Annotated in this window: 18 protein-coding genes; 14 read left to right on the top strand and 4 right to left on the bottom strand. The window is 63.0% G+C overall.

Going from position 1 to position 24,615, the window contains the following annotated elements:
• Positions 1-61: 61 nt before the first annotated feature.
• Complete coding sequence (locus EV663_RS11055) at positions 62-1,963, top strand: acyl-CoA synthetase (protein WP_132951865.1); 1,902 nt, start codon at positions 62-64, stop codon at positions 1,961-1,963.
• A 6-nt stretch (positions 1,964-1,969) separates the two neighbouring features.
• Here the strand turns inward: EV663_RS11055 and EV663_RS11050 are convergent, their stop codons facing one another.
• The 3 genes from EV663_RS11050 to EV663_RS11040 form a co-directional block, all read right to left on the bottom strand.
• Positions 1,970-2,944 (bottom strand): glycosyltransferase, encoded by a 975-nt coding sequence (locus EV663_RS11050; protein ID WP_132951864.1) that lies wholly within the window; start codon positions 2,942-2,944, stop codon positions 1,970-1,972.
• A gap of 91 nt (positions 2,945-3,035) precedes the next feature.
• Positions 3,036-3,878 (bottom strand): hypothetical protein, encoded by an 843-nt coding sequence (locus tag EV663_RS11045; RefSeq protein ID WP_132951863.1) that lies wholly within the window; start codon positions 3,876-3,878, stop codon positions 3,036-3,038.
• Positions 3,875-6,244 carry a rhamnosyltransferase WsaF family glycosyltransferase gene (locus EV663_RS11040; RefSeq protein ID WP_243697946.1) on the bottom strand — a complete coding sequence of 790 codons (2,370 nt, stop codon included), beginning with the start codon at positions 6,242-6,244 and terminating at the stop codon, positions 3,875-3,877. Before EV663_RS11040 ends, EV663_RS11045 begins: the two co-directional genes overlap by 4 nt.
• A 327-nt stretch (positions 6,245-6,571) precedes the next feature.
• Here EV663_RS11040 and secE point away from each other — a divergent pair, with 327 nt between their 5' ends.
• The 8 genes from secE (at position 6,572) to rpoC (ending at position 18,686) form a co-directional block, all read left to right on the top strand.
• Entirely contained in the window at positions 6,572-6,763 is a 192-nt protein-coding gene (secE, locus tag EV663_RS11035; RefSeq protein ID WP_132951862.1) for a preprotein translocase subunit SecE, read from the top strand.
• Between the two features lie 175 nt (positions 6,764-6,938).
• Positions 6,939-7,472: a transcription termination/antitermination protein NusG gene (gene nusG, locus EV663_RS11030; RefSeq protein WP_132951861.1), complete on the top strand. Its 534-nt coding sequence runs from the start codon at positions 6,939-6,941 to the stop codon at positions 7,470-7,472.
• Between the two features lie 105 nt (positions 7,473-7,577).
• Entirely contained in the window at positions 7,578-8,006 is a 429-nt protein-coding gene (gene rplK / locus EV663_RS11025) for a 50S ribosomal protein L11 (RefSeq protein WP_132951860.1), read from the top strand.
• A gap of 5 nt (positions 8,007-8,011) precedes the next feature.
• Positions 8,012-8,710, top strand: a complete 699-nt coding sequence (gene rplA, locus EV663_RS11020; RefSeq protein WP_132951859.1) for a 50S ribosomal protein L1 — start codon at positions 8,012-8,014, stop codon at positions 8,708-8,710.
• 265 nt (positions 8,711-8,975) lie between these two features.
• Entirely contained in the window at positions 8,976-9,494 is a 519-nt protein-coding gene (rplJ, locus tag EV663_RS11015) for a 50S ribosomal protein L10 (RefSeq protein ID WP_132951858.1), read from the top strand.
• 75 nt (positions 9,495-9,569) lie between these two features.
• Complete coding sequence (gene rplL, locus EV663_RS11010; protein WP_132951857.1) at positions 9,570-9,950, top strand: 50S ribosomal protein L7/L12; 381 nt, start codon at positions 9,570-9,572, stop codon at positions 9,948-9,950.
• A gap of 246 nt (positions 9,951-10,196) precedes the next feature.
• Entirely contained in the window at positions 10,197-14,333 is a 4,137-nt protein-coding gene (gene rpoB / locus EV663_RS11005; RefSeq protein ID WP_132951856.1) for a DNA-directed RNA polymerase subunit beta, read from the top strand.
• A 105-nt stretch (positions 14,334-14,438) separates the two neighbouring features.
• The gene (gene rpoC / locus EV663_RS11000) at positions 14,439-18,686 is read left to right on the top strand and encodes a DNA-directed RNA polymerase subunit beta' (RefSeq protein ID WP_132951855.1); all 4,248 of its coding nucleotides are present in this window, start codon (positions 14,439-14,441) and stop codon (positions 18,684-18,686) included.
• Positions 18,687-18,764: 78 nt separating this feature from the next.
• Here rpoC and EV663_RS10995 read toward each other — a convergent pair whose 3' ends face one another.
• Positions 18,765-19,460 carry a class I SAM-dependent methyltransferase gene (locus EV663_RS10995; protein WP_165910181.1) on the bottom strand — a complete coding sequence of 232 codons (696 nt, stop codon included), beginning with the start codon at positions 19,458-19,460 and terminating at the stop codon, positions 18,765-18,767.
• Between the two features lie 206 nt (positions 19,461-19,666).
• Between EV663_RS10995 and EV663_RS10990 the strand changes: the two genes are divergently transcribed.
• The 5 genes from EV663_RS10990 to EV663_RS10970 form a co-directional block, all read left to right on the top strand.
• The gene (locus EV663_RS10990) at positions 19,667-20,569 is read left to right on the top strand and encodes a DMT family transporter (RefSeq protein ID WP_132951853.1); all 903 of its coding nucleotides are present in this window, start codon (positions 19,667-19,669) and stop codon (positions 20,567-20,569) included.
• 242 nt (positions 20,570-20,811) lie between these two features.
• Entirely contained in the window at positions 20,812-21,183 is a 372-nt protein-coding gene (gene rpsL, locus EV663_RS10985) for a 30S ribosomal protein S12 (RefSeq protein ID WP_132951852.1), read from the top strand.
• A 12-nt stretch (positions 21,184-21,195) separates the two neighbouring features.
• The gene (gene rpsG / locus EV663_RS10980; protein WP_132951851.1) at positions 21,196-21,666 is read left to right on the top strand and encodes a 30S ribosomal protein S7; all 471 of its coding nucleotides are present in this window, start codon (positions 21,196-21,198) and stop codon (positions 21,664-21,666) included.
• Positions 21,667-21,699: 33 nt separating this feature from the next.
• A complete protein-coding gene (gene fusA / locus EV663_RS10975; protein ID WP_132951850.1) occupies positions 21,700-23,817 on the top strand; it encodes an elongation factor G in 2,118 nt (705 codons plus the stop codon).
• A 64-nt stretch (positions 23,818-23,881) separates the two neighbouring features.
• The coding region (locus EV663_RS10970; protein WP_132951849.1) for an elongation factor Tu at positions 23,882-24,615 on the top strand (734 nt) is incomplete at its 3' end.

Here is a 24,615-nt window from a genome sequence, read left to right as displayed (position 1 = left end):
TTCATCCTTTGGACCTACGGGATGCAACGTCCGAACCAACGGGCGGCAGGGAGGACAATGAATGGCTGGTTATGCCACGCGTGCCGATCGTGATGCGATCGAGGCTGAATCGGACTGGTCGCTGCGCGATGTCCCGCGCAGTATGTATGCGCTGCTGAGTGCGACCGCTCAGGCCCATCCCGGCCGCCCGGCGATCTCGTTCCAGTTGACATCCGACCCCCGCGCCCCGGCCGAGACATTGACCTGGGCCGACCTGCATGGTCGCGTCACGCAGGCGGCCAACCTGTTCCGACGGCTCGGCGTGGGGGAAGGGGACGTGATTGCCTATGTCCTGCCCAATGCCACAGAAACCGTTCTGACGCTTTTGGGGGGGGCAGTTGCGGGAATCGTCAATCCTATCAACCCGCTGCTCGAACCAGAGCAAATCGCCGCGATCCTGCGCGAGACCGGCGCCAAGGTCGTGGTCACGCTGAAAGCCTTTCCCAAGACCGATATCGCCGCGAAGGTGGCCGAGGCGGTCCGCCATGCCCCAAAGGTCGATACCGTGCTCGAGGTAGATCTGCTGCGCTATCTGGGCGGTGCCAAGAAACTGATCGTGCCGCTGATCCGTCCGGCCAATCCGGGCCGGAAAGCGGCCCATGCCGATTACCTGGATTTCAACAAGGCGCTGGCCGCGGAACGGGCCGATGCGCTGGATTTCGACGATCATACGCATGACAGGATTGCCGCCTATTTCCATACCGGCGGCACCACCGGAATGCCAAAGGTCGCGCAGCACAAGATTTCGGGGATGATCTATAATGGCTGGCTGGGCAACCGGCTGTTGTTCAAGCCAGAGGATACGGTGATTTGCCCGCTGCCGTTGTTCCACGTTTTTGCGGCCTATCCGATCATGATGTCGATCGTGTCTTCGGGCGCGCATGTGGTCTTTCCCACGCCTGCGGGCTATCGCGGCGAGGGAGTGTTCGACAATTTCTGGAAGCTGGTCGAACGCTGGCGCGTTACCTTTGTCATCACCGTGCCCACCGCGATTGCCGCGCTGATGCAGCGCAAGGTGGATGCCGATGTCTCATCCCTGCAATACGCCTTTTCGGGGTCGGCGCCGCTGCCGGTTGAACTATACAACCGTTTCGAAAAGGCCACAGGCATCACAATCTGCGAGGGGTATGGTCTCACAGAGGCGACTTGCCTTGTCTCGATCAACCCGCCAGACGGGCTCAAAAAGATCGGCTCGGTCGGGTTGCCCTTCCCGCATACTCATGTACGTATTCTCCAGTTCGATCCCGAGGGCGCGCTGGTGCGGGAATGCGATACCGATGAGGTGGGCGAGATCTGCGTATCTAACCCCGGCGTGTTCGAGGGCTCGACCTATACCGAGCAGGACAAGAACCATAACCTGTTCGCCGAGGGTCGCTATCTGCGGACCGGCGACCTGGGTCGGATGGATGACGACGGGTATCTCTACATCACCGGCCGGGCCAAGGATCTGATCATCCGGGGCGGTCACAATATCGATCCGGCCGAGATCGAAGAGGCGCTTGCCGGGCATCATGACGTTGCCTTTGTCGGGGCCATCGGCCAGCCTGACAGTTTCGCCGGTGAACTGCCCTGCGCCTATGTCGAACTGGTGGCCGGCGCCACCGCAACGCCCGATGACCTGATGGAACACGCCCGGATTCACATCCACGAGCGCGCGGCGATCCCCAAGCATGTCGAGATCCTGGACGAATTGCCCAAGACCGCCGTGGGCAAGGTGTTCAAGCCCGACCTGCGCAAGCGGGCCATCGCGCGGGTCTATGACGCGGCGCTGGCCGAGGCGGGACATGCCGCGCGAGTGGCCGAGGTGGTTGAGGATCGCAAACGCGGCCTGGTCGCGCGCCTGGTGCGCCAGGCCGAGGTGGATGACGAGGCGGTGACGCACCTTTTGGGCAATTTCACCCGGCCATGGGAATGGGGCGATTAGATCGGGTCACAGCCGTCCCAGCAGCGCGGCCAGCCATAGCGCAAGTTGCGCCGCGCGGCTCTGCCGATACAGTCCCATGCCCGACAGCAGTCGCAGGCGGCTGACAAGGGGTGCATCATGCGCAGCGGCAAACCTGTCCAGCAGCGCGCGGTTCGCCGGTGTCAGCCGATGGGCAGAGGCGCGAAGCGCGGCAATGTTGACCCGGTTCCATTCCCGGAAATCGCCGCGCAGCAATTGGCCAATCCGTTTAAGCCGTGCGCGCAGGTGGTCATTGGCGCCGATCTGATTGCCAGGGTGCTGACGATACAACAGTGTCGGTTCGTCGTCATGCACCACCGTACCGCCCGCCCCGGTGACCAGTTGATAGACCCACCAGTCATGCACGACCAGCTCTGTCACCTCCTGGGCGGCCGCGCAGACCAGTTGCGCCGCCGCCGGATTCAGCAACGTTGTGTTGCCCGAGGCGATATTCTGCACCAGTGCGTTGCGAAACCCCGGCGGCCGCGGCCGTGCGGCCGAAAGGCGCCGCGCCTTGAGATCGAAATCGGTGACCCAGGTCCGGCTGCAATAAAGGGCGGGTTGTCCCTCGGGCAGGGATGACAGGGCGGCGATGCCGCGCGCCAGCTTTCCAGGTAGCCACACGTCATCCTGGTCGCAAAACGCGATCCATCCCGTGGCGCCCTCGCGCCGTCCCGCCTCGCGCAGCAGGAAGACGAAATTGCGCGCAGCCCCGTTGCGCGGCCCGCATAGCGGCGTCAGGCGACCCGGATGCGCCGCGGCAAACCGGGCGAGGGTTTGCGGGCTGTCATCGGACGAGCCGTCATCGGCGGCAAGAATGTGCCAGTTCGCATGGGTCTGGTCGAGAATACTGTGCAGTTGAGGATCAAGGGTTTTGCCCGCGTTCCAGACGGCCATCAGAATCGTGACCCGGTCCGTTTCGTCGGCCCGTGCGGTCGTGTCTGGGATGGTGTGGTCGCGCATTCTCAAAACGCCGTATCGGCCTTGGGCCCTCTGGGGCGCGCCTGTCACCCTAGGCGAGAACCGGCCAGAGCGCCAGCCGCCCGCAGCCGCGTCAGCCGCATTTTTCTCGGGCCTGGCGGGCAAGGCGGTTATCATAGCCGAATTCGTCCAGGATTGCGGCGTTCTGCCGGGCAAAGGCGGCCTCGATCCAGGCGGTGCGTGCCTCGGTCTTGCCCGCATCGGGTTCGGCGGTCATGTGAAAGGCTGTGCGGAACATGTCGCGGATATCCTTGGCATTCCGGTCGAGGTCACGCATCGCCGCGACGATGCGGTCGCAATCCTCCATCCGCAGGGAGGGGTTCGTTTCGTGCCGGCGCACGGTCCAGTCCATCGCCGGAATCTCGCCCAAAAGCCGTTCCAGGACCGGGCGTATTGCGCGATGACTGTCCAGCGCCAGCGGCACCGAGGGAAAGCGTTTCTGCCAGTTCCGCAGGAATTGCGCCGGGTTGAGTGTCTTGACCCGGCGTTCGCAAAACTCGCGGAAGGAGCGTCCGTCGTAGGGATTGCGCGTGGCCAGGAACTGTTCGAAATGCTGTTTCATGAATTGCGAATAATCCCCGTAGAGGAATTCGCTGAACGGGCGCAGAAAGGCAACGATCTGAACCTCGGCCCCGTCCTCCGCTGCAAGCGCGGCCAGCGCATCGCCGCGACCGGGCAGGGAATAGAGGTCTTCGTGGCTGAGGACCACGGTCTCGATCCCGCCTGCGAAATAGGATTCGAGCCGTTCGCGGGTGATCGTCTGCAAGTCCCCGGCATTGCCGGGATGGGTCGCGGCCGGGGCGGGATAGCGAATGCCGACGCTTCCCAGTGCCTCGGCATTTTGCGACAGCACCTTCTGGAGGTATGTCGACCCGCATTTGGGCGACCCGATATGCAGTATGATACGGCGCGTCATGGGGTAGGGGCCTTTCCGTTGGCAAGCGCCGGGCGCAGCCGTTCGGCCAGCCGGTCGATGGTGTCGTCCTTCGTCGCCCCAAGGCGCGAGAGGTCGATCTGCCGGTCCTGTGCGCTCACGGGGCCGGCCCGCCACGCCCGTGACAAGGCTTCGCCAAGGGCGGTCGCGGTGGGTTCGGTGCTTTCGATGGCGGGGGTCAAAAGGCCCAGGTCCTTGGACGGGAAGGCGTTGGTCACCACGCGGCAGCCCGAGGCTGCCATCTCGATCGGAGGGTGGCTGGGATGGGGCGAATACATCAGCGACAGCCCGATATCTGTTTCCAGCAAGAAGCCGGGGTAGTCCTCCAGCGCAAGCTTGCCAAGGCTTTCCATCACCACCCCGTTGGGCAGCTTGACCGGATCGTGCGGCATGCCGACCGAGACGATCTCGATATCGCCTGGCGCCAGGTTCTCGGCGACGACAAAGCGGCCAAGTGCCTCGACCGCGGTGGCAAACATGTTGCGCGCGACCGCTGGCCGGCCATAAAGGGCCAGCCGCCGTGGCTGGCTAGCGGGGCGCGGCGGGCGGGTGCCCGCGGCATAGCGGGCAATGTCGATGGCTGGGCGAAAGGCCGGGGCATCCGGCCCGGCAAAGCCAAAGCCCTGCGCAGCGAAATAGGCGCGCAACAGTGACGTGTTGAAAATCGCCTCTAAATCGAACGCGTAGCTTGCCATGGCATCGGCGAATTCTGGACCCCAGGCGTAGAAATTCGGCTCGTAATCCTGGATCAGGTAATGGAACCGGGGGTGGAAAAAGCCGTGCCGCCTTATCAGTTTCTCGGCGACATGCGCGGTCCACCAGGCAGTGGCCATGAAGATGTCGCCGCGATGCATCGGCAGGGTTTGGCTGCTGACGCCGCAATGCACCCGCACCCGCCCGGCCGTGCCCGCCATGGCAGCGTTGCGGTCCATCCGGCGCAAGATGAACTGGCGCGAGGCCCCGGGCGAGGAAACCGGCAGGTCGGTTGCCACAAGGCGCACGACGATGCCCCGCGCCGCCAGCCCCACCGCGAAATCGAGCGCAGTGTCGATCCCTGCAAATATCTCGGTCGGATTGAGCGTGGGCACCAGGATTACGAGGCCCGGGTCCGGGGCGGAAAACTCGGGTGACCAGCGTGGCGTCTTGCGTTCGTCGGAAATCTCCGTCCAATCCCTCGGGCGGTGGCGTTTGTGCCGTTCGCGCAGCGTGTCGGGCACCTGTGCCGCCCTGGGGGGCATTCCGGGCGACAGGCTGTAAAGCCGGGTATCAAAGGCCTCTAGCGCCTCGCCCAGATGGGGACCAAGCGCCTCGCGCAGGGCCCAGGCCACCCGGCCCGTGCCGACCACCGCAAAGCCCGTGGCGATTCGCGCCAGTCCTGCGTGACCCGTCATCAGGTAACGCCCCGCATCCCAAAAATGTGCCCCGCTGCCGCGCAGCCGCCGCAGAAAGGGGCGCAGCGGCGTGGTGTTCAGCCCGCCATCGGGCAGGCGGTTGTCGTGGACCGCCTCGATAAGACGGTTGTGCGCGGAATGCGCAAGATAGCGCGCCAGTGCGTAAGAGGCCGCCTCGCGCCGCAGCCACATCTTTCCGGGCAGCCGGCGGCGCAGACGAAATACGCCCTTGAGCCAACCCGCCTGCCGGTCGACGGCGCCGATGGCGTTGCGATCATGTTGGCGGTAATCGACCAGCGCCGCGTCGATGCGCCCGACGCCGCCGGTGGCCTCGGCCAGCAGGCCCAGCCAGAGGTCATGATAGAAATGCACCCCGGCCTGCGCCGGAAACGGCAGGGCCAGCCGCGCCAGCCCGGCCCGCATCAGCACGGTCATGCCCGTGATCGTATTGCGGTAAAGCAAACCGCGCGCACCCGGCGCCGGCAGGCGGCGCTCATAGGCGAACATCGAGGGGTGAATCTCGGTAATGCCGTCGCCGGCCACCAGCCGGGCATCGCTATGGACCAGTTGCAGATCGGTTCCCGCCAGCGCCTCTACCCCGTGTGCCAGCCGGTCGGGATGCCAGATGTCGTCCTGGTCCGACAGCGCGATCAGCGCCGTGTCGCGCACAGCGGGCGACAGCATGTCGATCTGGGTCAGCGCCTCTGCGATCCCCAGTTCGAAGGCCCGCACCGCGTCAAGCGCCACATCCGGCGTCACGATTACCGGATCTGCCAGCCCGGCCTCGCCCGCCGTGTCACGCAACAGCGCGCCGGATTCGGTATCGGCGATGACCGCCACCAGCCGGTGGTTGCGGTGGGTTTGCCCGGCCAGCGACCCGATCTGTGCGCGCAGTTGCGCGGGATCGGGGCGAAAGACGGCCATGACAACGAAAATCAGTGGCGCGGGGGAAGACACGCGGTCACTCTCCGGACTTGTTACACGATAGGGCCCATGTCGATCGGCACGCGGTCCGGCATCAGATCCGGTTCGGTACGCTGACATGAAATTGGGTTTTGGTACATCAGTGCCGATCCTGCCCGGAATTGTTGTCATTCCACCCTCAGGTCTGAAACGGGCTTAGAGAGTTCCGGCCGGGGTTTCAAGCGTCCGTCCCCGCCGCGACCGCATTCGCGCCGTTCTTGATCACGGAGCGCGGACGCGCCCGACCCCGGCCCCTTGCAAAGCGAGGCACAAGCGCGTATCCCGGCCCCGTTCAGCCCAAGGAACGGAACCGTCACGGCCATGGCAAACCCTTTTCAGTTCATCCAGCAGACCCGCTCTGAAGTCGGCAAGGTGTCATGGCCGACGCGGCGCGAGGTCGTGCTGACCACGGTCATGGTCTTTGTCATGGCCAGCCTTGCCGCGGTCTTTTTCTTTGTCGTGGACTTGCTGATCCGCACCGGGTTGCAGTTCGTGCTGGGCTTTTTCGGATAACGGGACGATTTCCGTCGGCCGAGGCTTGAAACCGCGCGTCCGGGCCTGTATGGCGGACGCTACTCTGGGCGCCGGCGTGCAACGATTCGGATTGCGCGCTGTTTTTTGTTCAGCACGAGATGCAACAGTCTAATGAAATCGGTCTCTGGCCGGTGGACACGAGGTAACGGGCAAGATGGCGAAGCGGTGGTATTCGGTGAGCGTGCTCTCGAACTTCGAGAAGAAAGTCGCCGAACAGATCAAGCAAGCCGTTATCGATGCCGGTCTCGAAGACGAGATCGAAGAGGTTCTGGTGCCCACCGAAGAGGTGATCGAGATCCGGCGCGGCAAGAAGGTTACGGCAGAGCGGCGTTTCATGCCCGGCTATGTGCTGGTGCGGATGGATATGACCGATCGCGGCTATCACCTGATCAACCAGATCAACCGCGTCACCGGGTTCCTCGGGCCGCAGGGAAAGCCGATGCCGATGCGCGACGAGGAGGTGAACCAGATCCTCAACCGCGCCGAAGAAGGCGAGGTCGCTCCGCGTTCGCTGATCACCTTCGAGGTGGGCGAGCAGGTGAGCGTGACCGATGGTCCGTTCGAGGGCTTTGCCGGTATGGTCGAGGATGTGGATGACGACAACCAGCGCCTCAAGGTGACGGTGTCGATCTTTGGCCGGGCGACCCCGGTCGAGCTTGAATTCACGCAGGTTTCGAAAGGCGCCTGACGTGTGATCCGTGGGAGGCAGTCGGGCGCGCCCGCGAGCCGGACCACTAAACCGATGCGCCGCCCTCGCGTGGGTCCGGTGCGGTGAAAAGAAGGAGACGGCCAGATGGCCAAGAAACTGATCGGCCAGCTCAAGCTGCAGGTCAAGGCGGGGCAGGCGAACCCGAGCCCGCCCGTTGGTCCGGCGCTGGGTCAGCGCGGCATCAACATCATGGAATTCTGCAAGGCGTTCAACGCCAAGACCCAGGACATGGAGCCCGGCGCCCCTTGCCCGACGGTCATTTCCTATTACCAGGACAAGTCCTTCACGATGGAAATCAAGACGCCGCCGGCGTCTCATTACCTCAAGAAGGCGGCCAAGCTGAAATCGGGCTCCAACAAGCCCGGCCGCGAAACCGCGGGCAGCGTGACCGCGGCCCAGGTGAAGGAAATCGCCGAAGCCAAGATGAAGGATCTGAACGCCAACGATATCGAAGCGGCGATGCAGATCATCCTGGGGTCTGCCCGCTCGATGGGCATCGAGGTGAAAGGGTAAGCGTCATGGCGAAACATGGAAAACGCATCCGTGCCGCGCGCGAAGCCTTTGCCGGCAAAGACGAGATGACAGTCGAGGAGGCAATCGCCCTGGTCAAGGGTAACGCCACCGCAAAGTTCGATGAGACCGTCGAGATTGCGATGTGCCTGGGTGTTGACCCGCGCCATGCCGACCAGATGGTGCGCGGCGTGGTCACCTTGCCGAACGGCACCGGCAAGACGGTGCGCGTGGCGGTTTTTGCCCGCGGCCCCAAGGCCGATGAAGCAAAAGCGGCTGGCGCCGATATCGTGGGTGCCGAGGACCTGATGGAAACCATCCAGGGCGGCAAGATCGAGTTCGACCGTTGCATCGCCACGCCGGACATGATGCCGATCGTCGGCCGGCTGGGGAAAATCCTTGGCCCACGTAACTTGATGCCGAACCCCAAGGTCGGCACGGTGACGATGGACGTCAAGGCCGCCGTCGAGGCCGCCAAGGGTGGTGAGGTCCAGTTCAAGGCCGAGAAAGCCGGCGTCGTGCATGCCGGTGTGGGCAAGGTGTCGTTCGACGCTGCCGCCCTGGTGGAAAACGTCCGCGCATTTGTGGATGCGGTGAACAAGGCCAAGCCTTCGGGGGCCAAGGGCACCTACATGAAAAAGGTCTCGGTCAGCTCGACCATGGGGCCGGGCGTGACGGTGGACGTGGCCTCGGCCACGGGCAACTGAGTTTTCGGTGGGCGCGCGGCGCCCGCCTTCATGAATTCCCGCGCTTTCAGGCACGGGAATGGCGGGGCGGCAACGCCCCGTCCTGTCCGAGACGGAGGGTGCGCCGAAAGGGGCTTAATTTCCTTCCCGAGATGGGGAAACGAGACAGATTTCGCGAGGGTCTTTCCCTCGGGTGATCTTGGCCTCGGGACCCTTCCGGACCCGAACGCCGGACAATCTCCGGCAGAACTGAGCCGGGGGGAAACCCCCAAACTGGAGTGAAACTGTGGATAGAGCCCAGAAAGAGAAAGTGGTCGAGGAACTCGGCCAGATCTTCGAAAGCTCTGGCGTCGTGGTGGTTGCACACTACGCGGGCCTCACGGTTGCCGAGATGCAGGACCTGCGCGCGCGTATGCGTGAAGCGGGCGGGTCCGTTCGCGTCGCCAAGAACAGGCTCGCCAAGATCGCCCTTGAGGGAAAGCCTTGCGCCAGCATCGCCGACCTTCTGACGGGCATGACCGTACTCACCTATTCCGAGGACCCCGTGGCAGCAGCCAAGGTCGCGGAAGGGTTCGCCAAGGACAACTCGAAATTCGAGATCCTCGGCGGTGCCATGGGTGAGACGGCCCTGGACCGGGCCGGTGTCAAGGCAGTGTCCGACATGCCGTCGCGCGAGGAGCTTATCGCCTCGATCGTCGGTTGTATCGGCGCACCTGCCAGCAACATCGCCGGTGCCATTGGCGCGCCCGCTTCCAATATCGCGAGCATCCTCTCGACCATCGAGGAGCGTGCGGAAGCCGCTTGAGCAACTTCGTGATCCCCGCGTGGGGCAAGACCGCCCCCGCGTTGGAACAGACAAAGTGAAAGAACGGAACAGAAAATGGCTGATCTGAAGAAACTTGCCGAAGAGATCGTGGGTCTGACCCTCCTCGAGGCCCAGGAACTGAAAACCATCCTCAAGGATGAATACGGCATCGAGCCCGCCGCCGGCGGCGCCGTGATGATGGCCGGCCCGGCTGCCGGTGGCGATGCCGCCGCTGCCGAAGAGCAGACCGAGTTCGACGTGATCCTCAAGTCCGCTGGCGACAAGAAGATCAACGTGATCAAAGAGGTTCGCGCCATCACCGGCCTGGGCCTGAAAGAGGCCAAGGAACTGGTCGAGGCCGGCGGCAAGGCCGTCAAGGAAGGCGTCGACAAGGCCGAAGCCGAAGAGATCAAGAAAAAGCTCGAAGAAGCAGGCGCCGAGATCGAGCTCAAGTAATCGGGTGGCGGGCGCTGTTCCCGCAACCTGTATCGAAATGGCTGGGCCCGGAACTTGTCCGGGCCCGGCTGAACCTGTCTTGAAAAGGGCTGCGGAGAGAAGCCCTTTTCAAGGTGAGGTTCGCGGTTCGGGAGCGGCCGGTGGGACGGCCGCAGGAATGGAACCGCCCCCCTTCATTCGTGAGCAATGCGGCGCCGGGGCCCGACGGCGCAGGCCATTGCGACAGACGAAAGGTGAGACCACGACATGGCGCAGAGCTACGTTGGCCAGAAACGACTCCGCAAGTATTTCGGCAAGATCCGCGAAGTGCTGGAGATGCCGAACCTCATCGAGGTTCAGAAATCCTCGTATGATCTTTTCCTGAATTCGGGCGATGGCCCGGCCCCGCTGGATGGCGAGGGCATCCAGGGCGTGTTCCAGTCGGTCTTTCCGATCAAGGATTTCAACGAAACGGCGGTTCTGGAATTCGTGCGCTACGAGCTGGAAAAGCCGAAATACGACGTCGAAGAGTGCCAACAGCGCGACATGACCTATTCCGCGCCGCTCAAGGTCACGCTGCGCCTGATCGTGTTCGATGTCGACGAGGATACCGGCGCAAAGTCGGTAAAGGACATCAAGGAACAAGATGTGTTCATGGGCGACATGCCGCTCATGACCCAGAACGGCACGTTCGTCGTGAACGGCACCGAACGCGTGATCGTGTCGCAGATGCACCGCTCTCCGGGTGTCTTTTTTGACCATGACAAGGGCAAGACGCACAGCTCGGGCAAGCTGCTGTTCGCCTGCCGGATCATTCCCTATCGCGGCTCGTGGCTGGATTTCGAGTTTGACGCCAAGGACATCGTCTTTGCGCGTATCGACCGCCGCCGCAAGCTGCCTGTGACCACGTTGCTTTACGCGCTGGGGCTCGACCAGGAAGGCATCATGGATGCCTATTACGACACGGTCGATTTCAAGCTGGAAAAGAACCGCGGCTGGATCACGCGGTTTTTCCCCGAGCGGGTGCGCGGCACCCGGCCGACCTATGACCTTGTCGATGCCGCCACCGGCGAAGTGATCTGCAAGGCTGGCGACAAGATCACGCCGCGCCAGGTCAAGAAACTGATCGAGGAAGGCACGGTCACCGAGTTGCTGGTGCCCTTTGATCATATCGTCGGTCGCTATGTCGCCAAGGACATCATCAACGAGGAAACCGGCGCGATCTATGTCGAGGCCGGGGACGAACTGACCTGGGATGTCGACAAGGATGGCGAGGTCACCGGCGGCACGCTGAAATCGCTGCTGGATGCCGGGATCACCGATATCCCGGTGCTCGACATCGACAACATCAATGTCGGCCCCTACATCCGCAACACGATGGCGCAAGACAAGAACATGGGCCGCGACACCGCGCTCATGGATATCTACCGTGTCATGCGTCCGGGTGAGCCGCCCACCGTCGAGGCCGCGACGACGCTGTTCAACACGCTGTTCTTCGATTCCGAACGCTATGATTTGTCCGCTGTTGGCCGGGTCAAGATGAACATGCGCCTGGCGCTGGACGCGCCCGACACCCAGCGGACCTTGCGCAAGGAAGATATTATCGCCTGTATCAAGGCGCTGGTCGAACTGCGCGACGGCAAGGGCGATATCGACGACATCGACCACCTGGGCAACCGCCGGGTGCGGTCGGTCGGCGAGTTGATGGAAAACCAGTATCGCGTCGGCCTTCTGCGGATGGAACGTGCGATCAAGGAACGCATGTCCTCGGTCGAGATCGACACGGTCATGCCGCAGGACCTGATCAACGCCAAACCGGCCGCGGCCGCGGTGCGCGAATTCTTCGGTTCCTCGCAGCTGTCGCAGTTCATGGATCAGACCAACCCGCTGTCGGAAGTGACCCACAAGCGGCGCCTGTCGGCGCTCGGACCGGGCGGTCTGACGCGTGAACGCGCGGGCTTCGAGGTGCGCGACGTTCACCCGACCCATTACGGCCGTATGTGCCCGATCGAAACGCCCGAGGGTCCGAATATCGGCCTGATCAACTCGCTGGCCACCTTTGCCCGTGTGAACAAGTACGGCTTTATCGAAACCCCCTATCGCGTGGTGAAGGAAGGGCAGGTGACCGACGAGGTTCACTACATGTCCGCCACCGAAGAGATGCGTCACACGGTCGCCCAGGCCAACGCCCATCTCGATGACCAGGGCCGGTTCGAGAACGACCTGGTCAACACCCGCCAGTCTGGCGAATACACCATGGCCCCGCGCGAAAGCGTGGACCTGATCGACGTTTCGCCGAAACAGCTGGTCTCGGTTGCCGCGGCGCTGATCCCGTTCCTTGAGAACGACGATGCCAACCGTGCGCTGATGGGCTCGAACATGCAGCGCCAGGCGGTGCCGCTGTTGCAGGCCGACGCGCCCTTCGTGGGCACGGGCATGGAGGCCAAGGTCGCCATCGATTCCGGCGCCGCGATCCAGGCCCGTCGGGCCGGTGTGATCGACCAGGTGGATGCGCAGCGTATCGTGGTGCGTGCGACCGAGGACCTGGAACTGGGCGATGCCGGCGTTGACATCTATCGCCTGCGCAAGTTCCAGCGGTCGAACCAGAACACCTGCATCAACCAGAAACCCCTGGTCAAGGTGGGCGACCCCGTGGTCAAGGGCGAGGTGATCGCCGATGGCCCCTCGACCGACATGGGGGAACTGGCGCTTGGCAAGAACGTGATCGTCGCGTTCATGCCGTGGAACGGCTACAACTACGAGGACTCGATCCTGATCTCGGAGCGCATCGCACGCGATGACGTGTTTACCTCGATCCATATCGAGGAATTCGAGGTCGCCGCCCGCGACACCAAGCTGGGGCCGGAAGAAATCACCCGCGACATCCCGAACGTGGGGGAAGAGGCGCTGCGCAACCTCGACGAGGCGGGCATCGTCTATATCGGCGCGGAAGTTGGGCCGGGCGATATCCTGGTGGGTAAGATCACCCCCAAGGGCGAAAGCCCGATGACGCCCGAGGAGAAACTGCTCCGCGCGATCTTTGGCGAAAAGGCGTCGGACGTGCGCGACACTTCGCTTCGCCTGCCGCCGGGCGATTACGGCACCGTTGTCGAGGTGCGCGTGTTCAACCGTCACGGCGTGGAAAAGGACGAGCGTGCACTCCAGATCGAGCGCGAAGAGGTCGAGCGCCTGGCGCGCGACCGCGATGACGAGCTGACGATCCTCGAACGCAACATCTATGCCCGTCTCAAGTCCATGATCCTGGGCAAGGTTGCGGTGAAGGGCCCCAAGGGCATCAAGCCGAACTCGGAAATCACCGAGGATCTGTTGGCCGGCCTCAGCCGCGGCCAGTGGTGGCAACTCGCCCTTGAGGGCGAAGAGGATGCCGCCCAGGTCGAGGCGCTCAACGCCCAGTTCGAGTCGCAGAAACGCGCGCTGGAACACCGTTTCGAGGACAAGGTCGAAAAGGTGCGCCGCGGCGACGACCTGCCGCCAGGCGTGATGAAGATGGTCAAGGTCTTCATCGCGGTCAAACGCAAGCTTCAGCCGGGCGACAAGATGGCCGGACGCCACGGCAACAAGGGTGTCGTTTCCAAGATGGTTCCCATGGAGGACATGCCATTCCTTGCCGATGGTACGCCGGTCGACCTGGTGCTGAACCCGCTGGGCGTGCCCTCGCGGATGAATGTCGGCCAGATCCTCGAAACCCACATGGGCTGGGCCGCGCGTGGCCTGGGGATCAAGATCGACGAGGCGCTGGATGAATACCGCCGCTCGGGCGACCTGACCCCGGTGCGCGAGGCCATGCGCCTTGCCTACGGCGAGGACGTCTATGACGAAGCGATCCGCGACATGGACGAGGGTCGGCTTGTCGAAACAGCGGGAACCGTCACCCGCGGCGTACCGATCGCGACCCCGGTCTTTGACGGCGCGAAAGAACCTGACGTGAACGACGCGCTGTTGCGTGCAGGCTTTGACCGGTCGGGTCAGTCGATCGTCTTTGACGGCCGTACCGGTGAACAGTTTGCGCGGCCGGTGACAGTAGGGGTGAAATACCTGCTGAAACTGCACCACCTGGTCGACGACAAGATCCACGCCCGCTCGACCGGCCCCTACAGCCTGGTCACCCAGCAGCCGCTGGGCGGCAAGGCCCAGTTCGGTGGTCAGCGTTTCGGCGAGATGGAGGTCTGGGCGCTGGAAGCCTATGGCGCGGCCTACACCTTGCAGGAAATGCTGACGGTGAAGTCCGATGACGTGGCAGGCCGGACCAAGGTCTATGAGAGCATCGTCAAGGGCGAGGACAATTTCGAGGCCGGCGTGCCGGAATCCTTCAACGTGCTGGTGAAGGAAGTCCGCGGCCTCGGGCTGAACATGGAACTCCTGGACGCGGAGGAGGACGAGTAGGGCGCCCCCCGAATGGTGGGTTTAACCCACCCTGCGACGGTTTCGTAGGGTGGGTGCCAACCCGCCGCCCTTCCTTCTTTCCGCCAGCCTTTCAAGGATCGAGACATGAACCAGGAACTGACCACCAACCCGCTGAACCCGCTGGCCTCGCCCAAGCAGTTCGATGAAATCAAGGTTTCGCTGGCTTCGCCCGAACGGATTCTTTCGTGGTCCTACGGCGAGATCAAGAAACCTGAGACGATCAACTACCGCACGTTCAAGCCTGAACGTGACGGGCTGTTCTGTGCGCGCATCTTCGGGCCGATCAAGGACTACGAATGCCTGTGCGGCAAGTACAAGCGCATGAAATATCGTGGCGTCGTCTGCGAAAAATGCGGCGTCGAGGTGACCCTGCAAAAGGTGCGCCGCGAACGCATGGGCCATATCGAACTGGCCGCGCCCGTTGCCCATATCTGGTTCCTCAAATCGCTGCCTTCCCGCATCGGCCTGATGCTGGACATGACCCTGCGCGACCTGGAACGGGTCCTGTATTTCGAGAATTACGTGGTGATCGAGCCGGGTCTGACCGACCTGAACTACGGTCAGATGATGACCGAGGAAGAATATCTCGACGCCCAGGACCAGTATGGCGCCGACGCCTTTACCGCCGGGATCGGCGCCGAGGCCATTCGCGAGATGCTGGCCCAGATCGACCTCGAGGCCGAGGCCGAGCGCCTGCGCGAGGAACTGAAGGAAGCCACCGGCGAGTTGAAGCCCAAGAAGATCATCAAGCGGCTGAAAATCGTCGAGAACTTCCTCGAATCCGGCAATCGTCCGGAATGGATGGTTTTGACCGTGATCCCGGTCATTCCGCCCGAGTTGCGCCCGCTGGTGCCGCTGGACGGCGGCCGGTTCGCCACCTCGGACCTGAATGATCTCTATCGCCGGGTCATCAACCGCAACAACCGCCTCAAGCGGCTGATCGAACTGCGCGCGCCCGACATCATCGTGCGCAACGAAAAGCGGATGCTGCAAGAGGCGGTCGATGCGCTGTTCGACAACGGCCGCCGCGGCCGGGTCATCACAGGCGCCAACAAGCGCCCGCTGAAATCTCTGTCGGACATGCTCAAGGGCAAGCAGGGCCGCTTCCGCCAGAACCTTCTGGGCAAGCGCGTCGACTTCTCGGGGCGCTCGGTGATCGTGACCGGGCCCGAGTTGAAGCTGCATCAGTGCGGTCTGCCCAAGAAGATGGCGCTCGAACTGTTCAAGCCGTTCATCTATTCGCGGCTGGAGGCCAAGGGCCTGTCATCGACGGTGAAACAGGCGAAAAAGCTGGTCGAGAAAGAACGCCCCGAGGTCTGGGATATCCTTGACGAGGTGATCCGCGAACACCCGGTGCTGCTGAACCGGGCGCCGACGCTGCACCGGCTCGGCATCCAGGCGTTCGAGCCGATGCTGATCGAGGGCAAGGCGATCCAGCTTCATCCGCTGGTCTGTTCGGCGTTCAATGCCGACTTTGACGGCGACCAGATGGCCGTGCACGTGCCCCTTTCGCTGGAAGCCCAGCTTGAGGCGCGCGTTCTGATGATGTCGACGAACAACGTGCTGTCGCCGGCAAACGGCGCGCCGATCATCGTGCCGTCGCAGGACATGATCCTGGGGCTTTACTACATCACGATGGAACGCCAGGGCATGACGGGCGAGGGCATGGCCTTTGCCTCGGTCGAAGAGATCGAGCATGCGCTGACCGCCGGCGAGGTGCATCTGCATGCCCGGATCACCGCCCGGATCAAGCAGATCGACGACGAGGGCAACGAGGTTCTCAAGCGCTACGAGACCACGCCGGGGCGGGTCCGGCTCGGCGCGCTCTTGCCGCTGAATGCAAAGGCGCCGTTCGAACTGGTCAACCGACTGCTGCGCAAGAAAGAGGTGCAGCAGGTCATCGACACCGTCTACCGCTATTGCGGCCAGAAGGAATCGGTCATCTTCTGCGACCAGATCATGTCGATGGGATTCAAAGAGGCGTTCAAGGCGGGGATTTCCTTCGGCAAGGACGACATGGTCATTCCCGATTCCAAGTGGACCATCGTCGAGGGCGTCCGTGACCAGGTCAAGGAATTCGAACAGCAATACATGGACGGCCTGATCACCCAAGGTGAAAAATACAACAAGGTGGTCGATGCCTGGTCGAAATGTTCCGACGCGGTGGCCGCGGCGATGATGGACGAGATTTCGGCCGTTCGGGTGGATGATGCGGGCGCCGAGATGGAACCCAACTCGGTCTACATGATGTCGCATTCGGGTGCGCGGGGGTCCCCGGCGCAGATGAAGCAGTTGGGCGGCATGCGTGGCCTGATGGCCAAGCCGAGCGGTGAAATCATCGAGACGCCGATCATCTCGAACTTCAAGGAAGGTCTGACCGTTCTTGAATACTTCAACTCGACCCACGGCGCGCGGAAGGGCCTTGCCGACACCGCGCTCAAGACCGCGAACTCGGGCTACCTGACCCGGCGCCTTGTGGACGTGGCGCAGGACTGCATCGTGCGCCAGCATGATTGCGGCACCGATAACGCGATCACCTGCGAGGCGGCCGTCAATGACGGCGAGGTCGTTGCGACGCTGGCCGAACGCCTGCTGGGCCGCGTTTCGGCCGAGGACGTTCTGAAACCCGGCACCGACGAGGTCATCGTCAGCCGCAACGAACTGATCGACGAGCGCAAGGCGCAGGCGATCGAGGCGGCGGGCGTGGCTACCGTGCGCATCCGGTCGCCCCTGACCTGCGAGGCCGAAGAGGGCGTTTGCGCAGCCTGCTACGGGCGTGACCTTGCCCGCGGCACGATGGTCAATGTCGGCGAGGCGGTGGGCATCATCGCGGCCCAATCGATCGGCGAGCCCGGCACCCAGTTGACGATGCGGACCTTCCACATCGGCGGGATCGCCCAGGGCGGCCAGCAGTCGTTCCAGGAAGCCGGCCAGGAAGGCAAGATCGAGTTCCGCAATCCCAACCTTCTGGAAAACGCCGCCGGCGAACAGATCGTGATGGGCCGCAACATGCAGCTTGTGATCGTCGACGAGAACGGCGTGGAACGCGCCAGCCACAAGCTGGGCTATGGCACCAAGGTCTTCGTGGCCGAGGGCGTCAGCGTCAAGCGCGGCGACAAGCTGTTCGAATGGGACCCGTACACCCTGCCGATCATCGCCGAGAAGGCCGGCAAGGCCAAGTTCGTCGACCTGACCACCGGCATCTCGGTGCGCGAGGATACAGATGACGCCACCGGCATGACCCAAAAGATCGTGTCGGACTGGCGCGCCGCGCCGCGCGGCAACGACCTCAAGCCCGAGATCCTGATCGTCGATCCCGCCACCGGCGACCCGGTGCGCAACGACGCCGGAAACCCGGTGACCTACCCGATGTCGGTCGACGCGATCCTGTCGATCGAGGACGGCCAAGAGATCAAGGCCGGCGACGTGGTCGCGCGTATTCCGCGCGAGGGCGCCAAGACCAAGGACATCACCGGCGGTCTGCCGCGGGTGGCGGAACTGTTCGAGGCACGCCGTCCCAAGGACCACGCGATCATCGCCGAGATCGACGGCTATGTGCGGTTCGGCCGCGACTACAAGAACAAGCGCCGGATCACGATCGAGCCAGCGGATGATACGCTTGAGCCTGTCGAATACATGGTGCCCAAGGGAAAACACATTCCCGTCCAGGAGGGCGATTTCGTCCAGAAGGGCGATTACATCATGGATGGCAATCCCGCGCCGCACGACATCCTGTCGATCATGGGGGTCGAGGCGCTGGCCGATTACATGATCGACGAGGTGCAGGACGTCTACCGCTTGCAGGGCGTGAAGATCAACGACAAGCATATCGAGGTGATCGTCCGCCAGATGCTGCAAAAATGGGAAATCCTGGACAGCGGGGAAACCACGCTGCTCAAGGGTGAGACGGTGGACAAGGCCGAGTTCGACGAAGCCAACGAAAAGGCAATTGCCAAGGGTGGGCGCCCGGCTACGGGCGAGCCGATCCTGCTGGGGATCACCAAGGCCTCGTTGCAAACCCGGTCCTTCATCTCGGCGGCCTCGTTCCAGGAAACCACCCGCGTGCTGACCGAGGCGTCTGTCCAGGGCAAGCGCGACAAGCTGGTGGGCCTGAAAGAGAACGTGATCGTTGGGCGCCTGATCCCGGCGGGTACGGGCGGCGCCAGTCAGCGCGTTCGCCAGATCGCGGCCGAACGCGACCAGAAGGTCATCGCCGCGCGCCGCGCCGAGGCCGAGGCAGCCGCCGCGCTTGCCGCGCCCACACCCGACCTGATGGGTGGTGACGAGGCCGACATGGGTCTGGTCGAGACGCCCGAAAGCCGCGAGGAATAACAGGCGAAGTACCAGGCACAAAGGCCCCCGCGAATGCGGGGGCCTTTTTCGTTATGGCGCAGGGGCCCGATGCGCTGTCTAGCCGGTTTCGACAAGCAACAGCTTGCAGCGCTTTCCGGGTTCGGGGAACATGCTGCGGGTCATGAAGTGGCGGCTGGCGTTCAGATAGCTACAAACCAGATCCGCATGTTCCTGGGTGACGATATCGTCGAATACGAAGACACAGCCCTCGCCCCCGAGTTCTGACAGGCGCGGGAGGTTCTTGCGGATTTCTTCTTCGTCATGAGTCGCATCGCAAAATATCATGCTGTAGCTGCGCGCGATCGGGCTATTGTTAAAATCACCCCGGATCACATTGGTGACGTGTTCCAGAAGGGCGTTGGCCTTGAGGTTGCGGATAAGTACCGCAATCGTCCCGCCGGGATGGTAAACGGCTTCTACGGTGCGTCCCTTGTCCTTGGCAAATTTAAGTGGTTGGCCAAAGCGCCGTTGCCATTCCTCGGCGCTGGTGATGCCGTAGTCGACGGTATCGAACATCACAGGCATCGTGCCCGCAGCGGCGCGATCACGAAGACCAGATGCAATAGCTGTTGTCGATCGCCCCAGCCATGGTCCGACTTCCAGAACGTCGCCTGTGCTACGTCGAGCGACATTGTAAAGAAGTCTCAAGTCGCTGGCAGACATCCATCCATTGGGATAGCCGTTGGGCTGGGTTGGCAAGGGATGTTCATAATAGCCGAGTTGCCATTGATCCGTATTTTCTGATGAAACCATTGCGAAGCTCGTTCCACGGGGTGGCCGTTGCGGCGGCGCGTATCGTCTATTTTGTACTGACGCTATTTCCATCCGGGGTACCGCGCAAGCGCTTTAGGGTTATTTGTGTCACCGCTTGACGACTGGCGGGAAATTATCTCTGACAGCGGCCTTGCCATGTCGCGAAAGGACATTCCGGCGCCCCGGCAAGCTGTTATGGGCAGAGCATGGTTCCATTGTCCGACAATCTGCGCGGTGCGGCCCTGATGACGGGGGCGATGGCCGCTTTTACCTTCAACGATGCCTGCATGAAGGCGCTGTCGGACGAGGTGCCGTTTTTCCAGGCGCTGTTCCTGCGCGGGTTGGGCACGGTCGCCCTGCTGGCCCTGGCGGCGACCATGCTGGGCGGGGTGCGCCTGCGCATTCCGCGCCGGGACATGGGATTCATGCTGTTGCGCACCGGGGCCGAGATCGGGGCGGCCTATTTCTTCATCACGGCGCTGTTTCATGCGCCGCTGGCAAATGTGACGGCGATCATCCAGGCCATCCCGCTGAGCGTGACGCTGGCGGGCGCGCTTTTCCTGGGCGAGGCGGTCGGATGGCGGCGCTGGCTGGCGATCGGGATCGGCTTTGCCGGGGTTTTGCTGATCGTCCGGCCCGGCAGCGAAGGGGTCAATATTCACTCGGTCTACGCGCTGGTGGCGGTTGCCTTTGTAACACTGCGCGATCTGGCGACACGTCGATTGTCGGGCGCCGTGCCCTCGATCACGGTCGCGTTTGCCGCGGCGGCGGGGGTGACCCTGTTCGCGGCGACCGGGGCGGCCGCCAGCGATTGGGCCCCCATGAGCGGCCTGTCCATCATCCAGCTTTGCGCCGCATCGATCCTGGTGATCGCCGGCTATCTCTGTTCGGTCATGGCGATGCGGGTTGGCGAGGTCGCCATCGTGGCGCCGTTCCGCTATACCTCGTTGATCTGGGCGTTGGCGTTGGGTGTCGTCATCTTTGGCGAGCGGCCTTCGGGGCTGACGCTGGCAGGTGCGGCGATCGTGGTGGCCACGGGCATCTACACGTTCCATCGCGAGCGGCGCCTCGCCCGAAAACCGGGTCCGGCGCCCTTGCGTCCGCGATGAGCGGGTGGAGTGTTGACACCCCGTCCGACTCGACCTATAGACAGCGCACTCGGGTCGGCGGCCCTGTCTGCCATGCCTGAAATCAGAACTGAAGTGGTCACGATCCGGGCCCTGCGCCCCGATCCTCTGGAATTCCACCGCGTCGTTCCCGCGAACGAGGGGACGCATGCGGTTTTCGCGTTTCGTGGACGCACGAGGCGCCTGAGACGAGATTTGAACGGGTTGCAACACGGGGAACCGGAATGCCGACAATCCAGCAGCTGATCCGCAAGCCGCGGCAGCCGAAAGTAAGACGCCAGAAGTCGATGCACCTGCAAGGCTGCCCGCAAAAGCGGGGCGTCTGCACGCGCGTCTATACCACCACGCCGAAAAAGCCGAACTCGGCCATGCGGAAAGTCGCCAAGGTGCGCCTGACCAACGGGTTCGAGGTGATCAGCTACATCCCCGGTGAAAGCCACAATCTTCAGGAACACTCGGTTGTGCTGATCCGCGGTGGCCGGGTCAAGGACCTTCCGGGTGTGCGTTACCACATCCTGCGCGGTGTTCTTGATACCCAGGGCGTCAAAGACCGTAAGCAGCGCCGCTCGAAATACGGCGCCAAGCGTCCGAAGTAAGGAGAGACGTAGATGTCCCGTCGTCACGCTGCCGAAAAGCGCGAAGTTCTGCCCGACGCCAAATTCGGCGACCGGGTGGTCACGAAATTCATGAACAACCTGATGGTCGACGGCAAGAAATCGGTCGCCGAGCGCATCGTCTACTCTGCCTTTGACCGGGTCGAGGCCAAGCTCAAGCGGTCCCCCGTCGAGGTGTTCACCGAGGCGCTGGACAACGTCAAGCCGTCGGTCGAGGTTCGCTCGCGTCGGGTCGGCGGTGCCACCTACCAGGTGCCGGTCGAGGTTCGCCCCGAGCGCCGCGAGGCCCTCGCGATCCGCTGGCTGATCGACGCCTCGCGCAAGCGCAACGAAAACACCATGGAAGAACGCCTCGCCGGCGAGCTGATCGACGCGGTTCAATCGCGTGGCACGGCCGTGAAGAAGCGCGAAGACACCCACAAGATGGCCGAAGCCAACAAGGCCTTCAGCCACTATCGCTGGTAACCCCTTCCAAAGGCCCCCTAAGGACCCCATCCCATGGCACGCGATTACCCCCTCGAGCGCTACCGCAATTTCGGTATCATGGCGCATATCGACGCCGGCAAGACCACCACGACGGAACGTATCCTGTTCTACACCGGCAAATCCCACAAGATTGGCGAGGTGCATGACGGCGCCGCGACCATGGACTGGATGGAGCAGGAGCAGGAGCGCGGGATTACCATCACCTCGGCTGCGACCACCACCTTCTGGGAACGCACCGAAACCGGCGCCGAGGCACAGACGCCCAAGCATCGCTTCAACATCATCGACACTCCCGGCCACGTGGACTTTACCATCGAGGTCGAGCGTTCGCTTGCCGTTCTCGACGGCGCGGTTGCGGTGCTGGACGCCAATGCCGGTGTCGAGCCGCAGACCGAGACCGTCTGGCGCCAGGCCGACCGCTACAAGGTTCCGCGCGTCGTGTTCGTCAACAAGATGGACAAGATCGGTGCCGACTTCTTTAATTGCGTGCGCATGATCAAGGATCGCACGGGCGCCATTCCCGCGCCGATCCAGATGCCCATCGGGGCCGAGGACCAGCTTGAGGGTATCGTCGACCTGATCACCATGGAAGAATGGACCTGGACGAGCGAGGATCTCGGTGCGTCCTGGACCCGTCAGCCGATCCGCGCCGAGTTGAAAGACAAGGCCGAGGAGATGCGCGCCGAGCTCATCGAGATTGCCGTCGAACAGGATGACGCGGCAATGGAGGCCTACCTGGAAGGCACCGAGCCCGACATGGACACCCTGCGCAAGCTGATCCGCAAGGGGACGCTGTCGATGTCCTTCGTGCCGGTCCTGTGCGGCTCAGCGTTCAAGAACAAGGGTGTTCAGCCGCTGTTGAACGCGGTGATCGACTATCTGCCCAGCCCGCTTGACGTGCCGCCTTACATGGGTTTTGCGCCTGATGACGAGACCGAGACCCGCAATATCGAGCGCCGTGCCGATGATGCGCAGCCCTTTGCCGGGCTGGCGTTCAAGATCATGAACGACCCCTTTGTCGGCTCGCTGACCTTTACCCGTATCTATTCCGGGGTGATGAAAAAGGGTGACGCGGTCGTCAACACCACCAAGGGCAAGCGCGAGCGTATCGGCCGCATGATGATGATGCACTCGAACAATCGCGAGGAAATCGACGAGGCGTTCGCGGGCGACATCATCGCGCTGGCGGGTCTCAAGGATACCACCACCGGCGATACCCTGTCCGACCCGCAAAAGCAGGTCGTTCTGGAAACGATGACCTTCCCCGATCCGGTGATCGAGATCGCAGTCGAGCCCAAGACCAAGGCCGACCAGGAAAAGATGTCTCAAGGTCTTGCGCGGCTTGCCGCCGAGGACCCGTCCTTCCGCGTCGAAACCGACATCGAGTCGGGCCAGACCATCATGAAGGGCATGGGCGAGCTTCATCTCGATATTCTCGTCGACCGCCTCAAGCGCGAGTTCAAGGTCGAGGCCAATATCGGGGCGCCGCAGGTGGCCTATCGCGAGACCATCAGCCACGAGGCCGAGGTCGATTACACCCACAAGAAACAGTCGGGTGGCTCGGGTCAGTTCGCGCGCGTCAAGCTGGTCGTTACGCCGACCGAGCCGGGCGAGGGTTACAGCTTCGAAAGCCGCATCGTCGGTGGGTCGGTTCCCAAGGAATACGTTCCCGGCGTCGAAAAGGGCATCCAGTCGGTGATGGACAGCGGTCCGCTGGCGGGCTTCCCGGTGATCGACTTCAAGGTCGCCCTGGTGGACGGTGCCTATCACGACGTTGACTCCTCCGTTCTGGCCTTTGAAATCGCGGCGCGTGCCGCGATGCGCGAAGGTCTCAAGAAGGGCGGCGCCAAACTTCTGGAGCCGATCATGAAGGTCGAGGTCGTGACCCCCGAGGAATATACCGGTGGCATCATCGGCGACCTGACCTCGCGTCGCGGGCAGGTGCAGGGGCAGGACACCCGCGGCAACGCGATCGTCATCAATGCCTTCGTGCCGCTGGCCAACATGTTCGGCTACATCAACACCCTGCGTTCGATGTCGTCGGGGCGGGCACAGTTCACGATGCAGTTCGACCATTACGAGGCCGTGCCGCACAACATCAGCGAAGAGATCCAGGCGAAATACGCCTGATCGCGGACATCTGCCGGGCGCACCACCGGGTCGCGCCCGGCCAACAGACACGAAGGAGGCCATCATGGCGAAGGCAAAGTTTGAACGCAACAAACCGCATGTTAACATCGGCACGATTGGTCACGTTGACCACGGCAAGACGACGCTGACTGCGGCGATCACGAAGTATTTCGGCGAATTCCGGGCCTATGACCAGATTGACGGTGCGCCCGAGGAAAAGGCGCGCGGGATCACGATTTCGACGGCGCATGTGGAATACGAGACCGATGCGCGGCACTACGCGCATGTCGACTGCCCCGGCCACGCCGACTACGTGAAGAACATGATCACGGGTGCTGCGCAGATGGACGGCGCGATTTTGGTTGTGAACGCGGCGGACGGCCCGATGCCGCAGACGCGCGAGCACATCCTTCTTGCGCGCCAGGTTGGCGTTCCTGCGCTGGTCGTCTTCATGAACAAGGTTGACCAGGTCGATGACGAGGAACTTCTCGAGCTGGTCGAGATGGAGATCCGCGAGCTTCTGAGCTCTTACGATTTCCCTGGCGACGACATTCCGATCGTTGCGGGCTCTGCGCTGGCGGCGATGGAAGGGCGTGACAACGCGATCGGCGAGGACAAGATCCGCGAACTGATGGCGGCGGTTGACGATTACATCCCGACGCCCGAGCGGCCGATCGACCAGCCGTTCCTGATGCCGATCGAAGACGTTTTCTCGATTTCGGGCCGCGGCACGGTTGTGACGGGCCGTGTTGAGCGTGGCGTGATCAATGTTGGCGACGAGATCGAGATCGTCGGGAT

Source organism: Rhodovulum bhavnagarense, assembly GCF_004343505.1.
In the GTDB taxonomy this organism is placed as follows: Bacteria; Pseudomonadota; Alphaproteobacteria; order Rhodobacterales; family Rhodobacteraceae; genus Rhodovulum; species Rhodovulum bhavnagarense.
The sequence above is the reverse complement of the archived record's forward strand: the minus strand, read 5'-3'. Positions and strand labels throughout refer to the sequence as shown.

Coding starts and splice junctions, on each gene's coding strand:
- EV663_RS11055 (WP_132951865.1), top strand. CDS start 62: ATGGCTGGTTATGCCACGCGTGCCGATCGTGATGCGATCGAGGCTGAA.
- EV663_RS11050 (WP_132951864.1), bottom strand. CDS start 2,944: ATGCGCGACCACACCATCCCAGACACGACCGCACGGGCCGACGAAACG.
- EV663_RS11045 (WP_132951863.1), bottom strand. CDS start 3,878: ATGACGCGCCGTATCATACTGCATATCGGGTCGCCCAAATGCGGGTCG.
- secE (WP_132951862.1), top strand. CDS start 6,572: ATGGCAAACCCTTTTCAGTTCATCCAGCAGACCCGCTCTGAAGTCGGC.
- nusG (WP_132951861.1), top strand. CDS start 6,939: ATGGCGAAGCGGTGGTATTCGGTGAGCGTGCTCTCGAACTTCGAGAAG.
- rplK (WP_132951860.1), top strand. CDS start 7,578: ATGGCCAAGAAACTGATCGGCCAGCTCAAGCTGCAGGTCAAGGCGGGG.
- rplA (WP_132951859.1), top strand. CDS start 8,012: ATGGCGAAACATGGAAAACGCATCCGTGCCGCGCGCGAAGCCTTTGCC.
- rplL (WP_132951857.1), top strand. CDS start 9,570: ATGGCTGATCTGAAGAAACTTGCCGAAGAGATCGTGGGTCTGACCCTC.
- rpoB (WP_132951856.1), top strand. CDS start 10,197: ATGGCGCAGAGCTACGTTGGCCAGAAACGACTCCGCAAGTATTTCGGC.
- rpoC (WP_132951855.1), top strand. CDS start 14,439: ATGAACCAGGAACTGACCACCAACCCGCTGAACCCGCTGGCCTCGCCC.
- EV663_RS10995 (WP_165910181.1), bottom strand. CDS start 19,460: ATGGTTTCATCAGAAAATACGGATCAATGGCAACTCGGCTATTATGAA.
- EV663_RS10990 (WP_132951853.1), top strand. CDS start 19,667: ATGGTTCCATTGTCCGACAATCTGCGCGGTGCGGCCCTGATGACGGGG.
- rpsL (WP_132951852.1), top strand. CDS start 20,812: ATGCCGACAATCCAGCAGCTGATCCGCAAGCCGCGGCAGCCGAAAGTA.
- rpsG (WP_132951851.1), top strand. CDS start 21,196: ATGTCCCGTCGTCACGCTGCCGAAAAGCGCGAAGTTCTGCCCGACGCC.
- fusA (WP_132951850.1), top strand. CDS start 21,700: ATGGCACGCGATTACCCCCTCGAGCGCTACCGCAATTTCGGTATCATG.